At 58.4% G+C, this 24615-nt stretch carries 29 protein-coding genes and 1 tRNA gene; 24 read left to right on the plus strand and 6 right to left on the minus strand.

From position 1 onward, the window contains the following. From ACW9UQ_RS14780 to ACW9UQ_RS14820, 9 genes are all read left to right on the plus strand, one after another. On the plus strand, positions 1 to 410 hold a 410-nt coding region (locus tag ACW9UQ_RS14780), incomplete at its 5' end, for a GSCFA domain-containing protein (RefSeq protein ID WP_458931791.1). Further along, positions 407 to 1183 carry a hypothetical protein gene (locus tag ACW9UQ_RS14785; RefSeq protein WP_458931792.1) on the plus strand — a complete coding sequence of 259 codons (777 nt, stop codon included), beginning with the start codon at positions 407 to 409 and terminating at the stop codon, positions 1181 to 1183. The genes ACW9UQ_RS14780 and ACW9UQ_RS14785, both read left to right, overlap by 4 nt. Before the next feature lie 9 nt (positions 1184 to 1192). Next, the gene (locus tag ACW9UQ_RS14790; RefSeq protein ID WP_458931793.1) at positions 1193 to 1855 is read left to right on the plus strand and encodes an SURF1 family protein; all 663 of its coding nucleotides are present in this window, start codon (positions 1193 to 1195) and stop codon (positions 1853 to 1855) included. An 11-nt stretch (positions 1856 to 1866) separates the two neighbouring features. Then, complete coding sequence (gene thrC / locus ACW9UQ_RS14795) at positions 1867 to 3252, plus strand: threonine synthase (protein ID WP_458931794.1); 1386 nt, start codon at positions 1867 to 1869, stop codon at positions 3250 to 3252. After that, positions 3249 to 4511 carry a M16 family metallopeptidase gene (locus tag ACW9UQ_RS14800; protein WP_458931795.1) on the plus strand — a complete coding sequence of 421 codons (1263 nt, stop codon included), beginning with the start codon at positions 3249 to 3251 and terminating at the stop codon, positions 4509 to 4511. Before thrC ends, ACW9UQ_RS14800 begins: the two co-directional genes overlap by 4 nt. After that, the gene (locus ACW9UQ_RS14805) at positions 4511 to 5095 is read left to right on the plus strand and encodes a GNAT family N-acetyltransferase (protein WP_458931819.1); all 585 of its coding nucleotides are present in this window, start codon (positions 4511 to 4513) and stop codon (positions 5093 to 5095) included. The genes ACW9UQ_RS14800 and ACW9UQ_RS14805 overlap by 1 nt, the downstream gene beginning before the upstream one ends. Positions 5096 to 5270: 175 nt before the next feature. Then, a complete protein-coding gene (locus ACW9UQ_RS14810; RefSeq protein WP_458931796.1) occupies positions 5271 to 6176 on the plus strand; it encodes a LysR family transcriptional regulator in 906 nt (301 codons plus the stop codon). A gap of 161 nt (positions 6177 to 6337) precedes the next feature. After that, entirely contained in the window at positions 6338 to 6703 is a 366-nt protein-coding gene (locus ACW9UQ_RS14815) for a DUF481 domain-containing protein (RefSeq protein ID WP_458931797.1), read from the plus strand. Further along, positions 6634 to 6804, plus strand: a complete 171-nt coding sequence (locus ACW9UQ_RS14820) for a DUF481 domain-containing protein (protein WP_458931798.1) — start codon at positions 6634 to 6636, stop codon at positions 6802 to 6804. The genes ACW9UQ_RS14815 and ACW9UQ_RS14820 overlap by 70 nt, the downstream gene beginning before the upstream one ends. A gap of 54 nt (positions 6805 to 6858) precedes the next feature. On the opposite strand, the gene ACW9UQ_RS14825 is transcribed toward ACW9UQ_RS14820, so the two are convergent. Continuing rightward, positions 6859 to 7356 carry a GNAT family N-acetyltransferase gene (locus ACW9UQ_RS14825; protein WP_458931799.1) on the minus strand — a complete coding sequence of 166 codons (498 nt, stop codon included), beginning with the start codon at positions 7354 to 7356 and terminating at the stop codon, positions 6859 to 6861. A gap of 146 nt (positions 7357 to 7502) precedes the next feature. Between ACW9UQ_RS14825 and ACW9UQ_RS14830 the strand changes: the two genes are divergently transcribed. From ACW9UQ_RS14830 to ACW9UQ_RS14865, 8 genes are all read left to right on the plus strand, one after another. Next, on the plus strand, positions 7503 to 8108 hold the full coding sequence (locus ACW9UQ_RS14830) for a flavin reductase family protein (RefSeq protein WP_458931800.1): 606 nt from the start codon (positions 7503 to 7505) through the stop codon (positions 8106 to 8108). 106 nt (positions 8109 to 8214) lie between these two features. Next, on the plus strand, positions 8215 to 9084 hold the full coding sequence (locus ACW9UQ_RS14835; protein ID WP_458931801.1) for an S-methyl-5'-thioadenosine phosphorylase: 870 nt from the start codon (positions 8215 to 8217) through the stop codon (positions 9082 to 9084). A 96-nt stretch (positions 9085 to 9180) separates the two neighbouring features. Continuing rightward, a complete protein-coding gene (locus ACW9UQ_RS14840; protein ID WP_458931802.1) occupies positions 9181 to 10158 on the plus strand; it encodes an AAA family ATPase in 978 nt (325 codons plus the stop codon). Continuing rightward, positions 10155 to 10682, plus strand: a complete 528-nt coding sequence (locus tag ACW9UQ_RS14845; protein WP_458931803.1) for an adenine phosphoribosyltransferase — start codon at positions 10155 to 10157, stop codon at positions 10680 to 10682. The genes ACW9UQ_RS14840 and ACW9UQ_RS14845 overlap by 4 nt, the downstream gene beginning before the upstream one ends. A 163-nt stretch (positions 10683 to 10845) precedes the next feature. Then, on the plus strand, positions 10846 to 11607 hold the full coding sequence (locus tag ACW9UQ_RS14850; protein WP_458931804.1) for a TVP38/TMEM64 family protein: 762 nt from the start codon (positions 10846 to 10848) through the stop codon (positions 11605 to 11607). Next, positions 11580 to 12992, plus strand: a complete 1413-nt coding sequence (locus ACW9UQ_RS14855) for a dihydrolipoyl dehydrogenase family protein (protein WP_458931805.1) — start codon at positions 11580 to 11582, stop codon at positions 12990 to 12992. The genes ACW9UQ_RS14850 and ACW9UQ_RS14855 overlap by 28 nt, the downstream gene beginning before the upstream one ends. 62 nt (positions 12993 to 13054) lie before the next feature. Then, positions 13055 to 14458: a sensor histidine kinase gene (locus tag ACW9UQ_RS14860; protein WP_458931806.1), complete on the plus strand. Its 1404-nt coding sequence runs from the start codon at positions 13055 to 13057 to the stop codon at positions 14456 to 14458. A 59-nt stretch (positions 14459 to 14517) separates the two neighbouring features. Further along, positions 14518 to 14594: transfer RNA gene (locus tag ACW9UQ_RS14865), tRNA-Arg, on the plus strand. A gap of 464 nt (positions 14595 to 15058) precedes the next feature. Here ACW9UQ_RS14865 and rplI read toward each other — a convergent pair. The 4 genes from rplI to ACW9UQ_RS14885 form a co-directional block, all read right to left on the minus strand. Then, entirely contained in the window at positions 15059 to 15724 is a 666-nt protein-coding gene (gene rplI, locus ACW9UQ_RS14870; protein WP_458931807.1) for a 50S ribosomal protein L9, read from the minus strand. An 11-nt stretch (positions 15725 to 15735) separates the two neighbouring features. Beyond that, positions 15736 to 15963: a 30S ribosomal protein S18 gene (rpsR, locus tag ACW9UQ_RS14875; protein ID WP_458931808.1), complete on the minus strand. Its 228-nt coding sequence runs from the start codon at positions 15961 to 15963 to the stop codon at positions 15736 to 15738. Positions 15964 to 15980: 17 nt separating this feature from the next. Further along, complete coding sequence (rpsF, locus tag ACW9UQ_RS14880; protein WP_458931809.1) at positions 15981 to 16355, minus strand: 30S ribosomal protein S6; 375 nt, start codon at positions 16353 to 16355, stop codon at positions 15981 to 15983. 162 nt (positions 16356 to 16517) lie between these two features. Further along, positions 16518 to 18101, minus strand: a complete 1584-nt coding sequence (locus ACW9UQ_RS14885; protein WP_458931810.1) for an ArnT family glycosyltransferase — start codon at positions 18099 to 18101, stop codon at positions 16518 to 16520. A gap of 131 nt (positions 18102 to 18232) precedes the next feature. On the opposite strand from ACW9UQ_RS14885, the gene fabD reads away from it, so the two are divergent. From fabD to mltG, 6 genes are all read left to right on the plus strand, one after another. Continuing rightward, a complete protein-coding gene (fabD, locus tag ACW9UQ_RS14890; RefSeq protein ID WP_458931811.1) occupies positions 18233 to 19168 on the plus strand; it encodes an ACP S-malonyltransferase in 936 nt (311 codons plus the stop codon). After that, a complete protein-coding gene (locus ACW9UQ_RS14895) occupies positions 19165 to 19401 on the plus strand; it encodes a hypothetical protein (protein WP_458931812.1) in 237 nt (78 codons plus the stop codon). Before fabD ends, ACW9UQ_RS14895 begins: the two co-directional genes overlap by 4 nt. 118 nt (positions 19402 to 19519) lie before the next feature. Then, positions 19520 to 20257, plus strand: coding sequence for a 3-oxoacyl-[acyl-carrier-protein] reductase (gene fabG / locus ACW9UQ_RS14900; protein WP_458931813.1), 738 nt, complete (start codon positions 19520 to 19522; stop codon positions 20255 to 20257). Between the two features lie 270 nt (positions 20258 to 20527). Beyond that, on the plus strand, positions 20528 to 20761 hold the full coding sequence (locus ACW9UQ_RS14905; RefSeq protein WP_458931814.1) for an acyl carrier protein: 234 nt from the start codon (positions 20528 to 20530) through the stop codon (positions 20759 to 20761). A 131-nt stretch (positions 20762 to 20892) separates the two neighbouring features. Further along, positions 20893 to 22149: a beta-ketoacyl-ACP synthase II gene (gene fabF, locus ACW9UQ_RS14910; RefSeq protein WP_458931815.1), complete on the plus strand. Its 1257-nt coding sequence runs from the start codon at positions 20893 to 20895 to the stop codon at positions 22147 to 22149. Positions 22150 to 22159: 10 nt separating this feature from the next. After that, positions 22160 to 23299: an endolytic transglycosylase MltG gene (gene mltG / locus ACW9UQ_RS14915; protein ID WP_458931816.1), complete on the plus strand. Its 1140-nt coding sequence runs from the start codon at positions 22160 to 22162 to the stop codon at positions 23297 to 23299. 229 nt (positions 23300 to 23528) lie between these two features. Here the strand turns inward: mltG and ACW9UQ_RS14920 are convergent, their stop codons facing one another. Beyond that, the gene (locus tag ACW9UQ_RS14920) at positions 23529 to 23945 is read right to left on the minus strand and encodes a transglycosylase domain-containing protein (RefSeq protein WP_458931817.1); all 417 of its coding nucleotides are present in this window, start codon (positions 23943 to 23945) and stop codon (positions 23529 to 23531) included. A 260-nt stretch (positions 23946 to 24205) separates the two neighbouring features. Here ACW9UQ_RS14920 and ACW9UQ_RS14925 point away from each other — a divergent pair, with 260 nt between their 5' ends. Continuing rightward, positions 24206 to 24502, plus strand: a complete 297-nt coding sequence (locus ACW9UQ_RS14925; RefSeq protein WP_458931818.1) for a hypothetical protein — start codon at positions 24206 to 24208, stop codon at positions 24500 to 24502. Positions 24503 to 24615 lie beyond the last annotated feature (113 nt).

The following is a 24615-nucleotide window of genomic DNA, read 5'->3' on the forward strand; positions in this document are numbered from 1 at the left end:
CTTTGATCATCCCAATGATTTGGACTTCCGTGAAACGGCTCTTTCGCATTCGTTTGCTCCTTCAAAAGGTTGAGCAAACTCTACATCAGAACGAGGGAAGTTTCGGGGGGCAGGTCACGCTGCGCGCTGTGGCCGGGGAGCTGGCGGCAGGGGCGGCGCATATCGACTATTTCCCGTCCTACGAGATGATTACCGGACCGGGCACGGATGGCCGGTTCTTTGCCGCCAACCGGCGCAGCGTCACCGCCGAAGGTGTGGCTTTTGTCATGGACAGTTTCGCTGCGGCGACTGGGTTGAAACCGATCGACCGACCCATATCGGAGCCGGTGGACGAGGCGGAAGAAGACGACGTCGACGATGTGATCTGCGAGGAAATCTTCCTCGACGCATTTGCGGATAAAGCGGAATGAAGTTTCTGAAGGCCTTTCGAAAGCCGCGACGGCTGGCAGAGCCGGGGCGTGTCGCCATCGTCGGCAACAGTCATATCGCCGGGCTGAAGGCCGGGCTAAATGATCTGGCGGACAACGCTGACTATGAGTTTGTCTTCTGGGGGGAAACCGGAAAGAGTTTTGATAACATTTATCTGGAAGATGGTGTTCTGAAGGGCGCGCGCCCGCGCTTGTGCGAGCGGGTGAATGGCGGTCGGTATCTGGACCTGCCGTTGAGTGACTTCACCGCCATTGTTCTGCATGCGGTCGCCGACCGACCGCATTGGAAACTGCGGGATATGAAGGTTGAGAGCCATGACCTGACCCGGTTGTCGTCCGCGATGCTGAAAGCCATGGTAGAAAAGCAGATGAACCGAGTTCCCGGGCTGCAATTGGCCAAAGAGATATTAAAGCACACCAAGATGCCGGTGATCATCTCGCCGCAGCCTGTGCCAACGGCAGGCAGCAATTTTTTCGGCGATGCACCGCCCCGGGCCGAAGAGCTTGATATCTGGTACCGACTGCGCGCTGACCTGCTTAGCGATCTTGGATTTGTCTATGTCACGCAGTCAAAGGACAGTTTCGAAGCGACAGGATATACTGCCGAGCAGTTTACCACCGGTTCCGTGCGCCTATGGGGCGATGGCACACGGGCGCATGATGCGGATGATTTTGTTCACATGAATGGCCGATATGGCGCGCTGGTGCTGCGGGATATCGTTGCCCGCCTTGGCGCGCCCGCTGAAATCCGTTAAGGCGACTGCATGCGGCGCTATATCTTTGTTTTGATCTTCGGACTTGGTGGGTTTGCCGTTCTGGCGAACCTGTCACTTTGGCAATTGCGGCGGCTGGCGGTCAGCAATGACCGGATTGCTGCGATAACGGCGCAGATGCAGGACCCGCCGCAAGCCTTGCCTGAAACGCCGGTTCCCGACACCCATCGCTATCTGGGCGTGACCGCAGCGGGCGTGATCGGTGATAAGGAATTCCATGTGCTGACCGCCACGCCAAGAGGGGCCGCATATCGGATCGTTGTTCCGTTTCAAACCGGTGACCGCCTGATCCTGCTGGATCGTGGGTTGGTGCCAGAGGCAGACCGGACGGCTGCGCGCTACACGGGTCCCGTCACAGCCACCGGCAATTTGGATTGGCCACGAGAGGTGGACGGCTTTACCCCAGACCCGGACCTTGAGACGGGGCTTTGGTTCGCCCGGGAGGTTCCGGCCATGGCAGAGGTTTGGGGGACAGAGCCGGTGATGATCGTTGCCTCGCAACCAACCGGCACGCCATCGCCAAAACCCATGCCGGTCACACCGCGCGCCAAGGTGAACCATCTGAGTTACGCCATTACCTGGGCGCTGATGGGGGCAGTTTGGCTTGCCATGACCGGGCTTTTGGTCCTACGTATCCGCCGCAACAAGACGTAAGGACGTTCCCTTTGCTGTATATGTCAACGCGCGGTGAAGCGCCGGTGCTGAGCTTTGAAGAGGCGATGCTGACAGGCTTGGCCCGTGATGGTGGGCTTTATGTGCCTGCGGACTGGCCGGTTCTGGATCGGACGCAAATCGCCGGCTTTGCCGGGTGTCCCTATGAAGAGGTGGCGTTTGAGGTGATGCGTCCCTTTATCGGCGATACCTTTACCGATGCCGAATTTCGGGGGCTGATCGACACGGCCTATGCCAGCTTTGCCCATGCAGCGCGCTGTCCGCTGGTGCAACTGGACGCCAATACCCATTTGCTGGAGCTGTTCCACGGGCCAACCCTGGCCTTCAAGGATGTGGCGATGCAGCTGATCGGACAGCTGTTTCAGGCCGCGCTCAGCCGGGCCGGACGGCGTATCACCATCGTAGGGGCAACCTCGGGCGATACTGGGTCAGCCGCGATTGAGGCGTTCCGGGGGCTGGATGCGGTGGACGTGTTCATCCTTTACCCGCATGGTCGGGTGTCCGAGGTGCAGCGCCGCCAGATGACCACGCCTGTGGAAAGCAATGTCCATGCCATTGCTGTGGATGGGGATTTTGACGATTGTCAGGCGCGGCTGAAGGATATGTTCAACGACTTCACCTTCCGTGAAGAGGTTGGGCTGGCCGGTGTGAACTCCATCAACTGGGCGCGGGTGTTGGCGCAGGTGGTGTATTTCTTCACCTCGGCTGTCAGCCTGGGTGCGCCAGAGCGCAAGGTCAGCTTTACGGTGCCCTCGGGCAATTTCGGTGATATCTTTGCCGGATACGTGGCCAAGCGTATGGGTCTGCCAGTGGACCGGCTGGTGGTGGCCACCAATCAGAATGACATTCTGCACCGGACGCTGACGACCGGGGCCTATACCAAGCAAGGCGTGACGCCGACCATGTCGCCGTCGATGGATATTCAGGTCAGCTCTAACTTTGAACGCCTGCTTTTTGACGCCTATGACCGCGAGGGTACTGCCGTCGCGCAGTTGATGGACGAATTGAAAGCGGGCGGGTTCAGCCTGTCGCAAGGGGCGTTGGACCGGATCGGGGCGGAATTTGCCTCGGGCCGTTGTGACGAGGCGCAGACGCTTGAGACCATCAAGACGACCCTGGCCTGCTCCACCGAACTGATCTGCCCCCATACCGCCACTGGCGTGCATGTGGCCGCCGCCCATAGCACCCCCGGCACGCCGATGATCACGCTGGCCACTGCGCATCCCGCGAAGTTCCCTGATGCCGTGGAAAAAGCCACCGGCATTCGACCGCCCTTACCGCCGCATATGGCCGATCTGTTTGACCGGACCGAGCGTGTCACCCGCCTGCCAAATGAACTGGCGGCCCTGCAAACCTTTATCCAGGATACCCGTACATGAGCGTTCAGACCCACACCCTGCCCAACGGATTGCGCATCGTGACCGAGCGGATGCCCGCACTCGCCTCGGCCGCAATTGGCGTCTGGGTCAATGTCGGCGGTCGCCATGAAGAGGTGACGCAGAACGGCATCGCGCATTTTCTGGAACATATGGCCTTTAAGGGCACAGAACGCCGCAACGCGCTGCAGATCGCTGAGGCGATTGAGGATGTGGGCGGCTATATCAACGCCTATACCAGCCGTGAGATGACAGCCTATTACGCCCGTGTGCTGGGCGAGGACGTACCGCTGGCGCTGGATGTGATCGCGGATATCCTACTGAACTCAACCTTTGATCCGCGCGAGATAGAGGTCGAGCGCGGGGTGATCCTGCAGGAAATCGGCCAATCGCTGGATACGCCGGATGACATCATCTTTGATTGGCTGCAGGAGGTATCCTTCCCTGATCAGCCGATGGGCCGCCCGATCCTTGGCCCGGCCGAGGCGGTGCGCGGTTTTTCGCGGGATGATCTGACCAGCTTTGTTGCGCAGTATTACGGGCCGCAAAACATGATCCTGTCTGCGGCAGGCGATATTGATCACGATGCGATCGTAAAATTGGCCGAAGGCCTGTTCGGCGGCATCACAGCCCGTCCCGCGCCGGTCGCCACGCCCGCAGCCTTCCACGGCGGGGAGCGGCGGGAGTTGAAGGATCTGGAACAGGCGCATTTTGCGTTGGCCCTGTCCGCGCCGGGGTATCGGGATGAAGATATCTATGCCGCTCAGGTCTATGCCGGGCTGCTGGGCGGAGGGATGTCATCGCGCCTGTTTCAGGAGGTCCGGGAAAAGCGCGGCCTTTGTTATACGATCTTTGCCCAACCTGCGGCCTATTCTGACAGTGGTTCCCTGCTAATCTATGCAGGTACCAGCGCCGAGCAGGTGGGTGAGCTGACGCAGGTTGTGACAGATGAATTGCGCGCCACGGCTTCTGATCTGAACGAGGCTGAGGTCGCCCGCGCCCGCGCCCAGATGAAGGCCGGGCTGCTGATGGGGCTGGAAAGCCCCCATGCGCGATGCGAACGGCTGGCCCGGATGGTTGCCATCTGGGACCGGGTCCCGTCGCTGGAGGAAACCATTGCCCGGATTGAGGCGGTTGATCGCGACCGCGTCCGCAGCTTTGCCGAAGCCAGCTTTACCAATGCCGACCCGGCACTGGCCCTTTATGGACCCGTGGACGCTGCCCCGGATCAAGCCTGGATCAGAGACCGCTTTGCCGCATGATGTTTCGCCGCCGGCCACATCTGGTTCTTGAGACCCCTGATCTGCAGTTGCGGCTGCCGCAAATGGTTGATTACCCGGAATGGATGGACCTGCGGCAAAGCTCAGAGGCGTTTCTGACGCCCTGGGAACCGGTTCGGCCGCGCGAATACTATGGTCGGAAGGCGTTTCGAAATCGGATATTTTGGGCGCAACGCTCACTTTCTCAGGGCAGGGCGGTGCCGCTGTTTCTGTTCCGGCGGCAGGATGCGGCGCTGGTTGGTGGGATTACGCTGGACAATATCCGGCGCGGTCCAAGTCAGGCGGCGACCGTTGGATACTGGATGGGCCAGCCCTTCGTCCGCCAAGGCTATATGCGCCAGGCGGTTGAGGCGGTGGTTGATTACGCGTTTTCCACGCTTGACCTGTCGCGGGTCGAAGCAGCCTGCCTGCCGGAAAACAAGCCGTCCCGCGCGTTACTGGAGCAGGTAGGCTTCAAATATGAAGGCGTTGCACAAAGCTATCTGCAGATTGCAGGGCGGTGGCGGACCCATGTCCTTTACGCCAATTTGCGCACTGATCGGCGTGGGAAAAGCGACAGTACCTGATTTACCGGGGTGCGAGGGTCCGCAGATGCACGACGGCGCGTTGGGACGCCCAGGGTCAGTGTTGAGGTGACCTGCGGCTTATGCGGACCCTCGTGCGCGGAACCATATTGCGATTTTCAAGTGATCAGAATTGAATTAAAATCATAGATAAATTTAGATTTCTTATGGATGCGCCATGGATTTAACCCTTATCCGCACCTTTCTTGAGGTTGCCTCGACCAGTTCCTTCATCAACGCCGCCGACCGGCTTTTTGTAACCCAGTCCGCTGTCAGCCTGCGGATTCAACGACTTGAGGATGAACTTGGGCGGCCTTTATTCAAGCGGTCCAAAGCCGGGGCAGAGCTGACACCGGCAGGGCGTGAGTTTGAACGCTATGCTGTCAGCATTTTGCGGATTTGGCAGGAGGCACAGTACCAGGTCGCAATGCCTGAGGGTTTTACGGAGAGTATTGCCATCGGGGCCCAATACTCTTTGTGGCCGCGCCTGGGCTTTGGCTGGATCGACCGTTTGCGCCAGTTGCGCCCGGATCTGAGTATACGGGGTGATCTGGGGATGCCGGACAGGTTGACCAAACTGCTGGTCGAAGGGCAGTTGCAGGCCGCACTTCTATACACACCGCAGGTCCGTCCAGGCATTGAGGTTGAGAAGGTGCTTGATGATGAACTGATCATGGTGGCCGCCTGGCCGAACCCGGATCCCAAGGATCTGGCGGGACAATATGTGTTTTGCGACTGGGGGCCGGAATTTGTTCAGGCACACGCGCTGCATTTGCCCAAACTGACCAATCCGGGCCTGACATTATCGCTTGGGGCGATGACCGCAGACTTTATTCGTCGGCGACGATTTGCTGCTTATCTGCCCGCACGTTACGTCAAACGTTACATTGACGCTGGGTCACTTCACCTGGTTCCGGACATGCCCACCTTCCACTACCCAATATGGGTGTCATGGCACGACACGCTGCCTACTGAAATGCGGCAGATGATGAAGGATCAACTAACTGAAATTGCAGAAATAATTGAAGATGACATGTCGGATCTGGTTGATGGTCTGACACCGTTTGATCGTGGGGTCCGATAGCAGGGAAGCCGTCAGAGTTGTGAATAAAGTCAAATATCTAATTCTTATTAAAAGCATTGAAAATATAAATTTCACTTAATTCAATTCAAGTCCTATCTGTTTGCCGGGCGACGGCTTTCGGACCAATCCCGGTCCGTTTTCTCGTTGGGAAAGGAAAACAGATGAAGAAGATTTTTCAGATCGTTGCCTCCACGGCAGTTGTCGCAGCCCTGTCTTCGGGCAGCGCACTGGCACAGGGCGAATTGACTGGCGTTCAGGACCTTGATGATCGTGTCGACGACATCAGGGACGATGTTCAGGACGAGTTTAACAAAAGCAATGACAGCCAGCGCTTTGGCGCGAACCAGTTCGCGCAGGGTTGGTCTGGTAGCCTGTCGGCCAGCTATTCGCTGTCTTCGGGCAACACCAAAAACAATGACCTGTCGGTTGGCGGACGTCTGCGCTATGGCAGCGGGCCTTGGAACCACAGCTTTGGTGTGGCGCTGGAATATGCCGAAAACAATGGCACAAGGTTTCAGACGCGCTGACCACCCGTCTGGGTTACCGGACAGAGTATAACTCTGATCCTCTGCCAGGCCTGAAGCGGACCGATAACAAGCTGACCGCTGCGCTGGTTATCGGTTTCTGATCAGCCTGCTAGTTTCAAGGTGTTTAACTTGGGGACGGTTCGCCGTCCCCTTTTTTATGTGCTGCGGAGCACCAGACCCGAAACTTTCGCCATACTGCCCGGCACCAGTTCACGGGCCAGCAGGCGCTCGGGATTGGTTGGGGGCGGAAAGTCGATGTTTCGTGCCAGATCGCGGCGAAAGCCCATGCGTTTATAGTAGGGCTCGTCGCCCACCAGAATAACCCGTTGCCAGCCAAGCGCTGCCGCCCGTTCCAGACTTTCGCCAATCAGTTGCCCGCCCAGCCCCTCACCCTGATGGGTGGGATGAACGGCAATAGGGCCAAGCAGCAAAGCCTTGTGCCGCTCTGGCCCGATATCAATCGGCCAATACCGGATTGCCCCGGCCAGCACATCGCAATCGTCGCGGGCCACAAGACAAAGCTCGGCCACCGGATCGACCCCTTCGCGCAGGCGGTACGAACTTAACGCAGAGCGTCCGGGCGCAAAGCAAAGGTCGTAAAGGTATTCGACTTCGTGAAAATCGGCGGCGGTCTCGGGGTGGATGCAGAACATAAGGTGGGCCAGGCAAAAGGGATCAGGGCAGGGTGGCGTTTCAGCTCTGCTCTCGTCGGCGCCGTGCGTGCATGTTTCTGGTCCCTTATCTCTCGACACCCGCCTAGCATGGCCTTACCTCTGCGGCAAAGCAAATAGGAGCCGTCATGTTCTTTCGTCCCGGCCTTGATGATCACGGTCTGCCGCATAATCCGTTCAAGGCGATGGTTTCCCCGCGTCCTATCGGCTGGATATCGACCATGGACGGGCAGGGGCGGGCCAATCTGGCCCCCTATTCGTTTTTCAACGCGGTATCGGACACCCCGCCCATGGTGATGCTCTGTTCCAACGGGGGCAAAGCGGATCGTGAGGATGGCAAGGACACCGTGTCCATCATCCGCGAAACCGGCGAATTTGTTTGCAATATCGTGTCCTATGATTTGCGCGATGCGATGAATGCGACCTCGGGCAATTATGAAGCTGGCGAGGATGAGTTTGATATCGCCGGGCTTGAGAAAGCCCCGTGTCAGGTTGTCAAAGCGCCGCGCGTCGCTGCGGCCCCGGCAGCACTGGAATGCCGTTTGCATCAGGTCATTCCGCTGATCTCGCCGCTATCGGTCATGGTGATCGGGGAGGTTGTCGGAATTCATATCGACGAGGCGATGCTGGTCGATGGGATATTCGAGGTGCTGCGCTACAAGCCTTTGTCGCGGCTGGGGTATATGGACTATGCGGCGGTTACCGAGACGTTTTCTCTGAAACGCCCCGGCTGAGCGGTAGGCTCGTCGATGCGCGGCTGTCACTTTTGACTGAAGCACGCGAAAAGGTGTTCCAATCCAAAGGCATCTTGCACTACGGTCGCCGCAAATGGAGGGACATATGCAGACCAAAATCGGCGTCATTGGCGGCAGTGGAATTTACGAGATCGACGGGCTGCAGGACGCGGCGTGGACCAAGGCGGACAGCCCGTTTGGCGCACCGTCAGATGACATTCTGACCGGCACGTTGGACGGGGTGCCAATGGCTTTTTTGCCCCGGCATGGGCGCGGGCATGTGCAGACACCGTCGACCGTCAATTACCGGGCGAATATCGACGCGCTGAAGCGGCTGGGGGTGACGGATGTCATCTCCGTCTCGGCCTGCGGATCATTTCGCGAGGAGATGGCACCGGGCGATTTTGTCATTGTCGATCAATTTATCGACCGGACCTTCGCGCGCGAGAAAAGCTTTTTCGGCCCCGGCTGCGTTGCCCATGTCTCTGTCGCGCATCCCACCTGCCCACGGCTTGGCGCGGCCTGTGCCGATGCGGGGACCACGGCCGGGATCACCGTCCACAAGGGCGGCACCTATCTGGCGATGGAGGGGCCGCAGTTTTCGACGCTGGCGGAAAGCAAGATGTACCGCGAAAGCTGGGGTTGTGATGTCATAGGCATGACCAATATGCCCGAGGCCAAACTGGCCCGCGAGGCAGAGCTTTGCTACGCCTCGGTCGCGATGATCACCGATTATGACAGCTGGCACCCCGATCACGGGGAGGTGGACGTGACCGAGATCATCGCCACGTTGACGGGCAATGCCGACAAGGCCAAAAGGCTGATCGCCGGTCTGCCAGAACGTCTGGGGGCAGAGCGCGCACCATGTCCGCATGGCTGCGACCGGGCCTTGGAAAACGCCATCATGACCGCCCCGGAAAAGCGCGATGCGCAGCTTGTGGCCCGGCTGGATGCGGTGGCCGGAAGGGTGCTTTAGCACCGGTTGCTGCGGCGGGTCGTCTCTGGTCACCGGTTTTTGCTGGCAACACCGCTGAAATCCGCTAGGGTCAGCCCCGTTTGACGAGGGAGCGCGATGACCACCGGCATCATCCTTGGCCGCTTTATGCCACTGCATGAAGGGCATTGTACGCTGATCCGGACCGGGCTGAACCTGGTGGATCGGCTGGTGCTGGTTCTGGCAACCTCGGACGTGGACCCGATCCCGGCGGATATGCGGCAGGCGTGGCTTGGGGCGGTGTTCCCGCAAACCGATGTCATCAAGCATCACTGTGGTGCGACCTCTTTGCCGACGGACGATCCTGCATGGGCGGATATCCTGTCAGGGCTGGCGCAGGCCGATTATCTGATCGGGTCAGAGGCGCATATAAAACCGCTGGCACAGGCGATTGCCGCGCAGCATTTTATCCTTGATCCGATGTGGATGGCCGTTCATACCAACAGCGCCGATATCCGTGAGGATCCCTTCGCCCATTGGGCCGATATCCCCGGCCCGGTGCGCCCCTATTATCAGAAACGCTTGACGTTGGTTGGCGGCGAGAGCACCGGCAAGTCTTTCATGGCGGATTATCTGGCCCAAAGTTTTGGTGGACCTTATGTGCCCGAATATGGCCGCCCCTATGAGAAATTTCGCGACAAAGGCCCTTACACCCCGGATGAACTGCATCTGATTGTCGATGGCCATGTCGCACATCGCAAGGCACTGGCCCCGCTGGCCGGGCCGATCCTGTTCGAAGATACTGATGCCTTGCTGACCGCCGTCTGGGCCGAGATGCTGCTGGAGCGCCGCTTGCCCGACCTGGAGGCGCGGATTGAGTTGCCGGATCACTACCTTCTGCTGGACAGCAATGTCCCGTGGGAGGAGGACCCGATCCGCTATTATGGCAGCGCGGATATGCGCCGCCGGTTTTTCGATAAGATCGTCGCGCAACTGGAACGGCACGGCGCACCCTATACCCTGATCTCTGGCTCTTTTGCTGAACGCGAGGCGCAGGCCGTTGCGGTGGCAGAGGCGATTTTGTCAGGCGAACCCCCACCAAAGGACATGCGATGAGCATCAAGGATTATATCCGCACCATTCCCGATTTCCCCCACGAAGGCATCATGTTCCGCGATGTCACGACCCTGTTCGCGCATCCGCGCGGCTTTCGCATGGCGGTCGATCAACTGGTGCAGCCCTTTGCAGGCGAGCAGATTGACAAGGTCGCAGGCCTTGAGGCGCGGGGCTTTATTCTGGGCGGGGCGGTGGCGCATCAGCTGTCCACCGGCTTTGTGCCAATCCGCAAGAAGGGCAAGCTGCCGGGCAAGACCATTGAGCAGGCTTATCAGCTGGAATATGGCGAGGCGGTGATGGAACTGTACGAGGATGCAATCGCACCGGGCGAAAAGATCCTGATCGTCGATGACCTGCTGGCCACCGGCGGCACGGCAGAGGCCGGGGTTAAGCTGATTGAAAAGCTGGGCGGTGATGTCGTTGCCTTGTCCTTTATCATCGACCTGCCGAAACTCGGCGGCAATGCCAAATTGCAGGAACTGGGGCTGAAGACGCATTGCCTGTGCGCCTTTGATGGGACCTAACTGTTACAGATCGGGCCAAACCTCACGCTGGCGCGATGGCTGGGCAGGGTTTGTGTCCGGTCCATGTAACAAAACAGCACGTGTGATAAAGGCCGCGTGAGGGGGGCTATCGCGGGCATGGCTTTTGCCGCATCTAGGCTGGGAAACGTGACAGGTGACCCTAATGATGTCTGAAAGCCAACGCCCCCCGGCGCTTTCCCTTCGCCGCCTTTTGCCGCTGGTCGCGATAGCGGCCATCGCCGTTGCAGGCTTCTTTTTCCGCGACGTGTTCAGCTTTGAAACGCTGGCCCAACACCGCGAGCAGCTGCTTGCGTGGCGGGACAGCTCCTATGCTCTGGTGGTTTTGGGCTATATGGCGGCCTATTTTGCTGTCGTTGCCTTTTCACTGCCCGGTGCCCTGATCATGACGCTGGCAGGCGGCTTCCTGTTCGGGCTGTTTCCCGGGGCGCTTTATATCGTCGTGGCAGCAACCCTTGGCGCGATTGCGATATTTCTGGCGGCAAAAACCGGGCTTGGCGATGCGCTGCATCAAAAAATGCAGACCTCGGGCGGTGGCATGGCCGCACGGTTCGAAAAAGGGCTGCGCGAGAACGAGGTGTCTTACCTGCTGCTGATGCGTCTGGTTCCCGCCGTGCCGTTCTTTATCGCCAATCTTGCCCCGGCATTTTTCGGGGTTGGCCTGTTCACCTATGCCTGGACGACATTCGTTGGCATCCTGCCCGGTACAATCGTGTACACTTGGGTCGGTGCCGGTCTGGGAGAGGTGTTCGAAACCGGCGGTACACCTGATTTGGGTATCCTGTTTGAATGGCAGGTTCTGGGACCGATACTGGGCCTCTGTGCCTTGTCCGCCCTGCCGATTATCCTGAAGACCTTGCGCAAGAAGGGGGCGGAGAAATGGCAGCCTATGATACGGACCTTTTGATCATCGGTGCCGGGTCTGGCGGGCTGTCTGCGGCCGCCGGGGCGGTTCAGATGGGCGCACGTGTCACCCTGTTGGAGGGGGGCAAGATGGGCGGCGATTGCCTGAACTATGGCTGTGTTCCCTCCAAAGCGCTAATTGCGGCAGGCAAGCACGCCCATGCGATGACCACTGGCGCCCCTTTTGGCGTAGCTCCCGTGACGCCGCAGGTCAATTTTGCCAGCGCCAAGGACCATGTCGCCGAGGTGATCGCCGGGATTGCCCCACATGACAGTGTGGAGCGGTTTGAGGGCCTCGGCGTCGAAGTTATTCAGGAATACGGACGATTTGTCTCTCCGACTGAGGTGCAGGCAGGCAACCGCACAATCAAAGCGCGCCGTGTGGTCATCGCCACCGGGTCCAGCCCGTTTGTGCCGCCGATCCCGGGGCTGGCGGACACGCCCTATATGACAAACGAGACCGTCTTCGATCTGCGCGAACGGCCCGATCACCTGCTGGTCATTGGCGGCGGACCGATTGGTATGGAACTTGCGCAGGCGCATCTACGGCTTGGCTGCAAGGTGACAGTGATCGAAGGGGCCAAGGCGCTTGGCAAGGACGACCCGGAGCTTGCGGCCATTGTTCTGGACAACCTGCGCGGCGAGGGTCTGGAAATCATCGAGAATGCCAAGGTGATCCTGGTTTCGAGCAAGGCTGGCAAAGTATCGGTCACAACCGAAGACGGCCAGAGCTTTGACGGCTCGCATCTGCTGGTGGCCGTTGGGCGCAAACCGAACACAGAGCGGCTGGATCTCGACAAAGCCGGCATTGATACCGAACGCGGCGCGATCAAGGTCGATGCACAGATGAAAACCAGCAACCGCCATGTCTACGCCATCGGCGATGTCACTGGCGGGCTGCAATTCACCCATGTCGCCGGGTATCACGCCGGGGTTATCCTCCGCTCGGCCCTGTTTGGTCTGCCGGCCAAGGTGTCCAATGCGCATCTGCCCTGGGCAACCTATACCGATCCCGAACTCGCACAGGTCGGCCTGACCGAGGCTGCGGCCCGCGACCAACATGGCGACCGGCTGGAGGTGTTGCGCTTTGATGTCCCGGATAACGACCGTGCGCGCGCAGAGCGCCATAAGGCGGGTCTGATCAAGGTCATGGTGGTCAAGGGCAGGGTGGTCGGGGCCTCTATCGCGGGGCCGCAGGCGGGAGAGCAGATCCAGCTTTGGTCACTGGTGATCGCCAACAAACTGAAGATCGGGGCCGTGGCCAGCATGGTATCGCCCTATCCGACACTGGGCGAGATTTCCAAGCGCACCGCAGGTCAGTATTATATACCGCGCCTGTTTCAGAATGACTGGGTGCATCGCATAGTCCGCTTCGTGCAACGGTTCTGAGGCGACTTGCAAAGAAACCAAGGCACCTTTAGGAACGATCCGGACCGTATAAAAAGAAAAAGATGCGATTTTTCAACAGCCTGACCGGACGATTTCTTGCGCTGACCGTGGTCTTTGTCATGCTGGCCGAGATCCTGATCTTCGTGCCGTCGGTCTCGCGCTTTCGTCTTGATTACCTGCAGGCCCGGTTGGACCTCAGCCAGGTGGCCTCGCTGACATTGCTGGCTACACCGGATGATATGGTCGACACGGAGCTGGAGGCAGAATTGCTGCGCAACGCAGAGGTTCTGAATATCGTGCTGCGCCGTGATCTAATGCGTGAGCTGATCCTCGAAAGCCCGCTGCCTCAACCGGTTTCCGAGACCTTTGATTTGCGCAATGCCTCGGCCGCAACCCTGATCTGGGACGCGCTGCGCACAGTGTTCGGCCCGACCAATCGGGTGATCCGTGTGATCGGTATGCCGGTAAAATCCGGCGGGGTTGAGATCGAGGCAACATTGCTGGAAGGCCCCTTGCGCGCGGCGATGCTGGACTATGGCCGCACCATCCTCTGGCTGTCGCTGATCATCTCTGCGATCACCGCCACCGCCCTGTTCTTTGCTGTCCGCTGGCTGATCGTGCGCCCGGTGCGCCGGGTCATTCACCATATGACGGCCTATCGCGACAATCCCGAGGACCCGGGCGCGGTGATCGAGCCGAAGGCGGGGATTAATGAGCTGCACGAAGCCGAAGCCGCATTGGCCGATCTCCAATCCCAGGTCACACAGTCCTTGCGGCAAAAGGACAGGCTGGCAACCCTTGGCGGTGCGGTTTCGCGCATCAGCCACGATCTGCGCAACATGCTGACCACTGCGCAATTGCTGGCCGACCGGTTCGAGACCAGCAATGACCCAACTGTAAAGCGCACGGCGCCCAAGCTGATCGGCTCTCTGTCGCGGGCCATCAACCTCTGCGAAGGTACGCTGGCATTCGGCAAGGCCGAGGAAGCCGCCCCGGACCTTGCGCGTGTCCGGCTGGCCCGGATCGTCGAGGACGTTCTGGAAAGCGACCGCCTGCGCCGTACCGAGGTCGAGATTGACTTGATAAATGGCGTTCTGCCTGACGCGGAACTGATTGCAGATGAGGATCAGCTGTTCCGCATCCTGACCAATCTGGTGCGCAACTCCCGGCAGGCGATTGAGGACACCCAGACCGGCGGTGAGATCAGGATCGAGGCTGTTCACGGTGATGCCGGACACGAAATACTGATCAGCGACACCGGCCCGGGCCTGCCCCCCAAAGCCCTTGAAAAGATTTTCTGTCCCTTCGAAGGCGGTGCAAGACGTGGCGGAACCGGCCTGGGCCTGGCAATTGCCGCAGAACTTGTCAAAGCCCATGACGGCAAGCTGGAGCTTATCCAGACCTCTGACAAGGGAACAACCTTCCGCATCACCCTGCCGGATCTCAGCGACCGACTGGCTGCCTGAGGTCAGCTGCGAAACAGGGGTTGCAAAGCCCAGCCCGCAGGTCTAATACCACGCTCCACGGACCGATAGCTCAGCTGGATAGAGTACCTGACTACGAATCAGGGGGTCGGGGGTTCGAATCCTCCTCGGTCCGCCAATAAAATCAAACACTTAGCGAGTTTTGGCGGAAGTGCCGTGTAACAGTGGTGTAACAACGTGTTCCACAACCGTTCTACGACTCGCGAGACTTGCCACCTTTGCTCCGCAGTTCAACCACCATATTGATGTTGTCGTTGCGCCCACGCATGTAGCGCTCTGTTGTGCTGCTTTGCCATGGAGGAGTTGAACAGCACTCTTGCGGCAAGAGAGTCCATTCCGGGGATCAATTGGTTTGCGGAGGACTCAGACGGGCTTCTGCAGGGGGCAATCTCGGCAGGCGCAACTGGACGTATCAATGAGCTGTTGAAGTCAAACACAGAAGGGGATCGCGCAGAGGTCCAGCGCATTCTGGATAGCGACCTCATTGCGGGTGCGGACCGGTCTGCAATTGAGGATGCGGTATGACAAGACAAAAGGCCCGCATCATGATGCGGGCCTTTTGTCTTGATAGGTTATGAAGGTTTAGGCGTTCTCGTCGCCATCTTCAGCGGCTGGTGCTTCGGCTTCTGCGTCCGACTGGGCGCTTTCATCCTCAGTACCCGGCACGAGCATGTCTTCGTCCTCGTCCAGAGCCGCTGATCCGACATCGTCGAAGAGTTCGGCAATATCGAACTCGGCTTCGGCGTCGGCTTCGGCCTGCAGGTCCTGAATAGACTTGCCCGAGGCCTGAAGTTCAGCTTCGTCCTGCGAGCGGGCGACGTTGATGGTGATCGACACCGAAACCTCGGGGTGCAGGGTCACTGACACATTGTGCAGGCCCAGTTCCTTGATCGGGGCGTTCAGGACGATCTGACCACGATCAATCGAAAACCCACCTTCGGTGGCAATATCCGAGATATCACGCGGGCTGACCGAACCGTAGAGCGACCCGGCATCCGAAGCAGAGCGAATCACGATGAAGCTCTGGCCATCCAGACGACCACCGAGATCCTCGGCCTCTTTCTTGGATTCGAGGTTACGGGCCTCAAGCTGTGCGCGCTGCGCTTCAAACTGTTTCAGGTTCGCTTCGGTCGCGCGCAGGGCTTTGCCCTGGGGCAGCAGGAAGTTGCGTGCATAGCCTTGCTTGACGGAGACAACGTCCCCCATCTGACCAAGCTTGGCGACACGTTCGAGAAGTACGACATCCATGATCGGTCTCCTTACTTCACGACATAGGGCAGCAGGGCGAGGAAGCGGGCGCGCTTGATCGCACGGGCCAGCTCACGCTGCTTTTTGGCGGATACGGCGGTGATCCGCGAAGGCACAATCTTGCCGCGTTCAGAGATGTAGCGCTGCAGCAGCTTTACGTCCTTATAGTCGATCTTGGGCGCGTTATCGCCCGAGAAGGGGCAGCTTTTGCGGCGACGGAAAAATGGTTTATTTGCCATGGTTTACGATCCTTTCCTCAGTCGTCGCGCCGGGGGCGTGCATTGCGCTGGCCGCGCTCTTCTTTAGCGGCTTTCGCCTGCAGGACGGCAGAGGGGCCTTCCTCATGCTCTTCGACCTTGATGGTCATCACGCGCATCACGTCTTCATGCAGACGCATAAGGCGCTCCATCTCCTGAACGGCGTCAGAGGGGGAATCGGACTTCACAAAGGCGTAGTGGCCCTTGCGGTTCTTGTTGATCTTGTAGGCCATGGTCTTGAGGCCCCAGTATTCGGTATCGACGATATTGCCGCCGTTGTCCGAAAGGACTGAGCCAAAATGTTCGATAAGGCCTTCGGCTTGCGTGTTCGACAGGTCCTGCCGCGCAATGAAGACATGCTCGTAAAGAGCCATGCTGTGCTTCCTTTTTCGGGCGTGCTTCAAAATGCGGATCGAACCCTCCGGTTTCCGCATACGAGAGGCAACGCGTTCATCGTCTTGCCGGAGGAAGCGGCCTTATACGCCTGTGGCCAGGGTTTGCAAGGTTTTTTGAAGAGCAGGAGTTCACGTTGGGGGCTACTTTTGGCATTCGGGTGTTTGTTTCAGTTCATGGTAGTGGAATGGGATGTCTTTGACGCCTTCCATACCTGGAAGTACCCCACGATGTTCCAGGTATTCCGGAATGTTGATATATACCAGATTGTGCTTGTAGCATTCATGGAACAGAGGGGATTCGTTCAACTCTACATCGCTTAGAAACCAGTACTCATCAATTTCGAAGGCAAGTGAGGGGACCATTATTATATAGTCCGGACGTCGGTCTAAAATGTACGCCCCATCGCCTTTTGCATGGCCCGGGAAACTTTGCCCAAATGCCCTGTAGGTGTCGATTTCGCGTCTTGCGATTGTTTTGTCATTTAAGCCGAGCATATCGATAAAGTTTTTATCGAGGTTCGAATATGGGATCGACCCGGCAGTGCTTAACGCCACTGTGCTGCCTTTTTCCCAATTTTCGGCGATGTAATGGCCTTGGATAAATCCGCCAAACGCTGCGGTATCCATTTTGAATTTGATCTGCCCGTAGGCGGTCAGAAGTTGGCTTGCCACGAGCAAGGACGCGGCAACCGGCAAAAATCTGCGCAGGATTTCCGGCCTGATTGCCTCAATTGCCAGCGCGACCAGCAGCCCGATGACCGGGATGATCGGCACGAAGAGCCGTGAGATTGGCATGTGGTCGCCATTCACCCTGAGGATATAGAGTGTGTAAAGCGTAACGATCCCTGTCAGATACAGCACCGAGGAAACGCGGTGCCGTTTTATCAGCGCGAACCCACAGGACAGTGCGACAAGCAGGGCAGGGAACGGGGCGTGGAACGCGAAGAGTTTTACGTACCAGATGCCACCCAGAAACACCTCTTCGCCCTGTGATTGCGTTATTCCGCTGACCTTTGTGTAAAACGTATTTGGCAGGAAGTCTCCGTAATATCCGTAACGCCAGGCTGTATGTGATATGACTGGAATCGCGACTGCCAACGAAAATAGGACGGCTTTGCGGAACCCGGATCTGATGTCCCCGGTGCCAAATAGCAGTGCTGTTCCTGATGTCGCCGCAAGCAATACTGAATCCGGGCGTGTTAAGACCGCCAAGGCCGTGAAAATGCCCGCGATGACCGCTGTGCCTGAGCCATCTTGGCCTTCGCGATTTAGCGAGAGCAGAGTAAAGCTTGCTGCACCTGCAACAAAAAATGCGACGAGCGGTGCCTCCAGCATACCAAGCGACCAGAGCACCATGGGCAATGTCGGCAGCGATACGATGAGCCCGCTCACGGCGGGGATCATGCCTGTCATTCTGCGTACAGGACCAAGAAAAACGACAGCGATCCCGGCCAATGCGGCAAAGTTGATAAAACGTGCGGCAAACTCTGCTGCGAAGCCGAGCTTCAGAAAGGCTGCGATAAGCAGCATATGGAGAAAGTTTGTATAGCCCTCAACCCGTTCGCCAAGGTTCCAGACAATCTGGCCGTGGTCTGCAAAGTTTTTTGCATAGCGGAAGGTGATGAAGGCATCATCATGCATAAAGTGCTGGTTGTTGGTTCCCAAGATGATGAAAGTGACTGCGGCAATGAGTAAACTCACAGAGATGATGAGCGTGTTCGCCATTCTTTTCGTCATTGGTGGTGCCTTCAGCGCGTCTTTAAGGTGTTGAAGCTCATTCCAGAAACTGAAGCACTATCAGTAGACGCGGGTCTGGCAAATGCCTAAAAGGCCGAAATCAATCGGGTGGAGGTTCTATGACACGGGCATTTGTATTTCCGGGGCAGGGCGCGCAGGCGGTCGGTATGGGCAAGGCACTGGCCGAGGCTTATCCGCAGGCGCAGATAGTGTTTGATGAGGTTGATGCCGCGCTGGGGGAAAAGCTCTCTGATCTGATCTGGGAGGGGCCGATTGAAGACCTGACTCTGACGGCCAATGCGCAGCCGGCGCTGATGGCGACCTCTTTGGCGGCGATGGCGGCTTTGAAGACCGAGGGGATTGAGGTCGGCTCTGCTGCTTTTGTGGCGGGGCACTCCTTGGGCGAATATTCCGCGCTGTGCGCTGCAGGGGCGCTGAGCCTGACGGACACTGCAAGATTGCTACGGGTGCGCGGCCGCGCCATGCAGGAGGCTGTGCCGGTGGGCGAGGGGGCCATGGGGGCTATCCTCGGGCTGGATATCGCCGCTGTGCGTGAGGTGGCTAAAAATGCCGCTGAAGGTGGCGAGGTTTGTGAGGTGGCGAATGACAATGACCCAGCCCAGGTGGTGATTTCCGGCCGCAAAGCCGCGGTGGAGCGGGCCGCGGATCTGGCCAAGCAGGCGGGTGCCAAGCGGGCGCTGATGCTGCCGGTCAGTGCGCCGTTTCATTGTGCCATGATGAAGCCTGCGGCAAAGGCGATGGCCAATGCGCTGGATGATGTGGATATCGAACATCCCAACCCGCCGGTTGTGGCGAATGTCTGTGCGCACGCTGTTGAAAGCGGGTCTTTGATGCGGAATTACCTGGTGGATCAGGTTACCGGCTCGGTGCGCTGGCGGGAAAGCGTGCTGTGGATGGTTGGGAACGGGGTGACAGAATTTGTCGAGGTCGGGGCTGGAAAGGCGCTGTCGGGAATGATCCGGCGGATTGCGCCAGAAGCGAAAACCGTTGCGATCAATGGGCCGGATGACGTGAAGGCGCTGGCTGACAGTTGAGCGGATCAGATCGGTTCGAGTTGCGGCGGCGTCTGGATGATCTGGTTTATGTTTTTGAGCGTAAGCCGGGTCAGGTCGTCTATGCCCGGCGCGACCGGCCGGATTTGCAGATTGTCTATCGCGAGGGTTTTGGCTGGGGGTGCTGGGCGGCGGATGGCCTTGAATTGCAAGGGCGGCCTTGGGATGTTCCGCTTGATTCTCAGTCGCCTGCGTACCCGCCCGAGGGGGTATGAGTTTCACAAAAAGGCGACAAGTCCTATGTCTATGACCTGGTTTTCACTTAATGCGTTTCGCGTTTACCATGAGACATCGCATAACATCGAAACGCTTTAGTGCCGAAAAGGGGCAGGAATGTTTGATCTGACAGGAAAAAATGCGCTGGTGACCGGCGCGTCCGGTGGAATTGGTGGCGAGATTGCGCGCGCTTTGCATGGGCAAGGGGCGACGGTGGGCTTGAGTGGTACGCGGACGAAACCGCTGGAGGAGCTGGCCGCCGCACTGGGGGAGCGGGCGCATGTTCTGCCCTGCAATTTGTCGGATCGCGACGCTGTGGATGGTCTGGCCAAGTCAGCGGTCGAGGCAATGGGATCGGTGGATATTCTGGTTAACAATGCCGGTGTCACACGCGACAACCTGTTCATGCGGATGTCGGATGAGGAATGGGATGAGGTGCTGGAGATCAATCTGACCTCGGCCATTCGGTTAAGCCGTGCGCTGGTGCGCGGCATGATGAAGGCGCGTTGGGGCCGGATCGTTAACATTACCTCTATCGTTGGTGTAACGGGCAATCCGGGTCAGGTGAACTATGCTGCGTCTAAGGCAGGTATCATCGGGGCGTCCAAGGCGCTTGCGCAAGAAATCGCCGGTCGTGGCATCACGGTCAACTGTTTGGCACCGGGCTTTATCACCACCGCGATGACCGACAAGCTGGACGATGGGCAGAAGGAAAAGCTGCTGGGGGCGATCCCGGCCGGGCGTATGGGAACCAGCGCAGAAATAGCTGCTGCGGCGCTGTATCTGGCCTCGGATGAAGCGGGATATGTCACCGGTCAGACGCTGCATGTGAATGGCGGCATGGCCATGATCTAGGCAGATTCTGCTGCGCTGCAAAAATTTCCGGGGGTTGCAATTTGGCCGGGCGCACGCCAAGTGAGCGCTGCCACTATGGCCCTGGCGATCGGTTGGTTTGATCGTTTGCCATGGCTGGAGAGTGTGCTATAGCGCCGGTTAGCTGCTTTAGGGTTTTACCCCGGGGCATGACTGCCGGACAGGCACGGACCACGTCGAAGGCCCCTGTAACGGGGTGTCGGCACTGATATCAAAGGCCCGTTTAGGGGCTGAAACTGTGAGGACCAGAGAATGAGCGACGTCGATGATCGCGTAAAAAAGATCGTAGTCGAGCACCTGAGTGTCGACGAAGGAAAAGTGACCGAGAATGCATCGTTCATCGATGATCTGGGTGCTGACAGCCTGGATACCGTAGAGCTGGTGATGGCGTTTGAAGAAGAGTTCGGGATCGAGATCCCGGATGACGCTGCTGAAACCATCCAGACCTTTGGTGATGCCGTCAAATTCATCAAGAGCGCGGCCTGAGCCAGCCTTGAAATCTTATGGAAACGGCGCCTGTTTGGCGCCGTTTTTCTTTTGAGTGACTGCCGGTGCTTGAAGCTTCGCCGCTGGATGCGCTAATTACTGGATAACAACAACAATCTCGGGGTGCTAACATGCGTCGTGTGGTGGTGACGGGACTGGGCGCGGTGACGCCTTTGGCTAATGGTGTCGAGACGACCTGGGAGCGGCTGATTGCCGGGCAATCGGGTGCAGGGACGGTTACGCAGTTTGATGCGGATCATCTGGCAACGAACTATGCCTGCGAAGTTCCGCTGGGCGATGGGTCAGACGGCACGTTCAATGCCGATGACTGGATGGAGCCGAAAGAGCAGCGCAAGGTCGACAAGTTTATCCTGTTTGGCATGGCAGCAGCGGCGCAGGCTGTTGATGATGCCGGAATTGCTGATTTGTCAGAGGCGGACAAGTTGCGGACCGGGGTGATGATCGGGTCTGGCATCGGCGGGCTGACCACGATTGCCGAGACGGCGATCACGCTGAAAGAACGCGGGCCGCGCCGGGTGTCGCCCTTCTTTATCCCGTCTGCCTTGATCAATTTGGCCTCGGGCCAGGTGTCGATCCGATATGGGTTCAAAGGGCCGAACCATGCGGTTGTGACTGCTTGTTCTACCGGCGCGCATGCCATTGGCGATGCGGCGCGGCTGATTGCGCTGGGTGACGCTGATATTATGGTGGCTGGCGGGGCCGAGGCGCCGATTTCGGAAATCGGGATGGCGGGGTTCAACGCGTGTAAGGCGTTGTCGACGGGGTATCGCGACAATCCAACAGCGGCCAGCCGACCCTATGACAAGGACCGCGACGGGTTTGTCATGGGCGAGGGGGCCGGGATTGTGGTGCTTGAGGATTATGAGCACGCCAAGGCGCGCGGCGCTAAAATCTATGCCGAGGTGCGGGGGTATGGCCTGTCGGGGGATGCCTATCACGTGACGGCACCAGCCTCGGACGGCGATGGCGGGTATCGCTCTATGCAGATGGCGCTGGAGCGCGCTGGTATGACGGCTGCGGATGTCGATTACGTCAATGCGCATGGCACCTCGACCATGGCGGACACGATTGAGCTGGGGGCTGTCACGCGGCTGCTCGGCGATGCGGTTGAGGGGACGACCATGTCCTCGACCAAATCTGCCGTTGGGCATTTGCTGGGGGCTGCAGGCTCGGTCGAGGCGATTTTCTGCATTCTGGCACTGCGGGATCAGGTTGCGCCGCCGACGCTGAACCTCGACAATCCGGATGTGGAGACACCGCTGGATCTTGCGCCGAAGGTTGCCGTTAAGCGGCAGATCGATGTGGCCTTGTCGAACTCTTTTGGATTCGGGGGTACAAACGCCTCGATTGTTCTAAGCCGCGTCTGAGGGGGCTCTGATGGGCAAACATGTTGCCGCCAACGGGATTACGCTGCTGATCGTCGCGCTTGTCGTCGGGATGAGCGTGATGAAATGGGTGACGGGCCAGATGACCGAAGAAGGTCCGCTGGCGGAGGAGACGTTTATCACCATTCCGGGCGGGGCAACGGCCGGGCGCATTACGGACATTTTGGTCGAGAAGGGCGCAATTTCGTCGGCTTTCCTGTTCAAATGGTCGCTGAACCGGCAGGACAAGGCCGAGGCAATGAAGGCGGGTTTCTATCAGGTGCCGGCCGGGGCCTCGATCAACGAATTGATTGAGCTGCTGACAACCGGATCGGGCGGGTCAACGCGGTATCAGGCCACATATCGTTTGCGCAATGACGGGTTTTCCGCGCGGCTGGTCGATCGGGTTGAGACCGGCAGCTTTGCTGATCTTGAACCCGATGCCATTCAGGAGAAGGTCAATGAGCTGTTGGCGGATGGCGATTCGCTGGAATTGCGGGTGGCAGTGCCTGAGGGGCTGACCTCGTGGCAGATTGTGGAGGGGCTGAAGGCGGTGCCGTTTCTTGACGGTGAGATCGCGGACCTACCGGCGGAAGGGGCGCTGGCGCCCAACACGTTTTCTATAAGCCCAGGGATGCCGCGTCAGTCGATCATTGATCAGATGTTGGCGGCGCAGAAGAAGATCGTGGCCGATGCCTGGGAGGAACGGGACCCGTCGGTGCCGCTGCAAAGCCCGGCGGAATTGCTGATCTTGGCGTCAATCGTCGAGAAAGAGACCGGCGTTGCGGAAGAGCGTGGGCTGGTTGCGGGCGTCTTTACCAATCGCCTGCGCGAAGGTATGCGCCTGCAGACAGACCCGACCGTGATCTATGGTATCACCAACGGGCAAGGCGTGTTGGGCCGGGGTATCCGGCGCAGCGAATTGGAGCGCCGGACGCCCTATAACACCTATGTCATCAAGGGTCTGCCACCGACGCCAATTGCCAATCCGGGGCGGGAGGCGATCAAAGCCGCTGCCAACCCGTCTGAAACCGACTACGTATTCTTCGTTGCTGACGGTACCGGAGGCCATGCATTTGCCGCAACACTGCGGGAGCACGAGGAAAACGTGAAGCGTTGGCGCGAGATTGAGCAGGAGCGGGCGGGGGAGTGATCCGTCCTGTGGTCTAAGGACTTCATTATTCTTTGCACCTGAGTGAGTTGTCGAACCTGCTAGGTGGAGCGGCTTTGATCGATTCCAGGTCACTTTTCGAGATCACCTCTTTTTCAGCCAGATCGGATGCCAGCTTTCCGACCGCTTCCTGTAAGTAGGAGGGGTTGTTGAAATATCTGATTGGACGGCGTGGAAGTATGGCCAGTTCAAGCAGGTTCTTTTGTTCCATTTAGGAAAGCGGACGGCCATATAAACCTAGCGCAGCATCGTGGGCTCCATAGCACTGATGCCCGAAGAAGATCGAATCCAGTAGTGCCGCCAATATCGCCTCGTGAGTATGGATTTTGCCGATTTCGATGGACATCGCCATGACCTCAAGGCGCCGGTTAATCTTTGAGCTTGATGCTGGCAAGAACTGCTTTCCGAGTAGGTCTGTTACCTCGGATTTCCATGCCGGGCGATCGTAGAAGCGTTTGTCGTGGGCGAGGACGAAGGCTTCGACCAAGAGACTTGGGAAATCGTTGATATCGGTACGGTAGCGCGCAGAAATCTGTTCTGCGTAGTCGGGATAGGGATACTGGAACTCTTGCGAGAAAGAGGCCGCGGGCAAAGCGAGAGCGGCCGCGAGTGTGAGAACGAATTTCATTTCAATCACCGTGATTTAGGCCGTGGATATAGTTTCAGATTTTGACTGTATTGCAATGTGCAGTTCGACGCAGGTGTGCTGCACGGGGTGCGGAATTGCAAGTTGTCGGCGCACAACCTATAAGTTTTTTCTTGACTTACCGAACGCTCTAGGGTATAATCTGTTTCAAGCTGGACGAATTGGGCAAGCGGCAGAGGTAACTCTTGCCGCTTTTCCTTTTCCGCTCTGCAAGCGGAGCAAGAAAGACTGGCTTAGCAAACATGACGAAAGATACGCCTGAAGGCGCGGCTGGGTCGGCTGAAAAGCTGGCCAAGGCTCGGGAGGTTTATGCGTGGGTTTTTAAGGCTCTGCAGACCTCTTTGAAAACGCTGGAAGATGGCACTGAAACCCTGGGCGATTCAAAGACCCGGGATGCCCTGTTCCGGCAACACGTCAAACAGTTGCAGATGGTTTCTGAGATTGAGGGTTCTCTTGACGAACACAGCAACAAAACCGGTGCGGGTTCCATCGACCTTGACGCCGCACGAACCGAGATCCGTGAGCGACTTGCTCGGTGACCTGCCCCCCGAGGCTCCCTCATTCATAACGAGAGTCTGCGGGTCTGGTTTTCATATTCGTTGGTTTCGTTTTGGGCAAGCGCGCCGGGCGCGGAGCCCTCAAATTGCTCAAG

The sequence above is a fragment of the Halovulum sp. GXIMD14793 genome, from assembly GCF_054457435.1.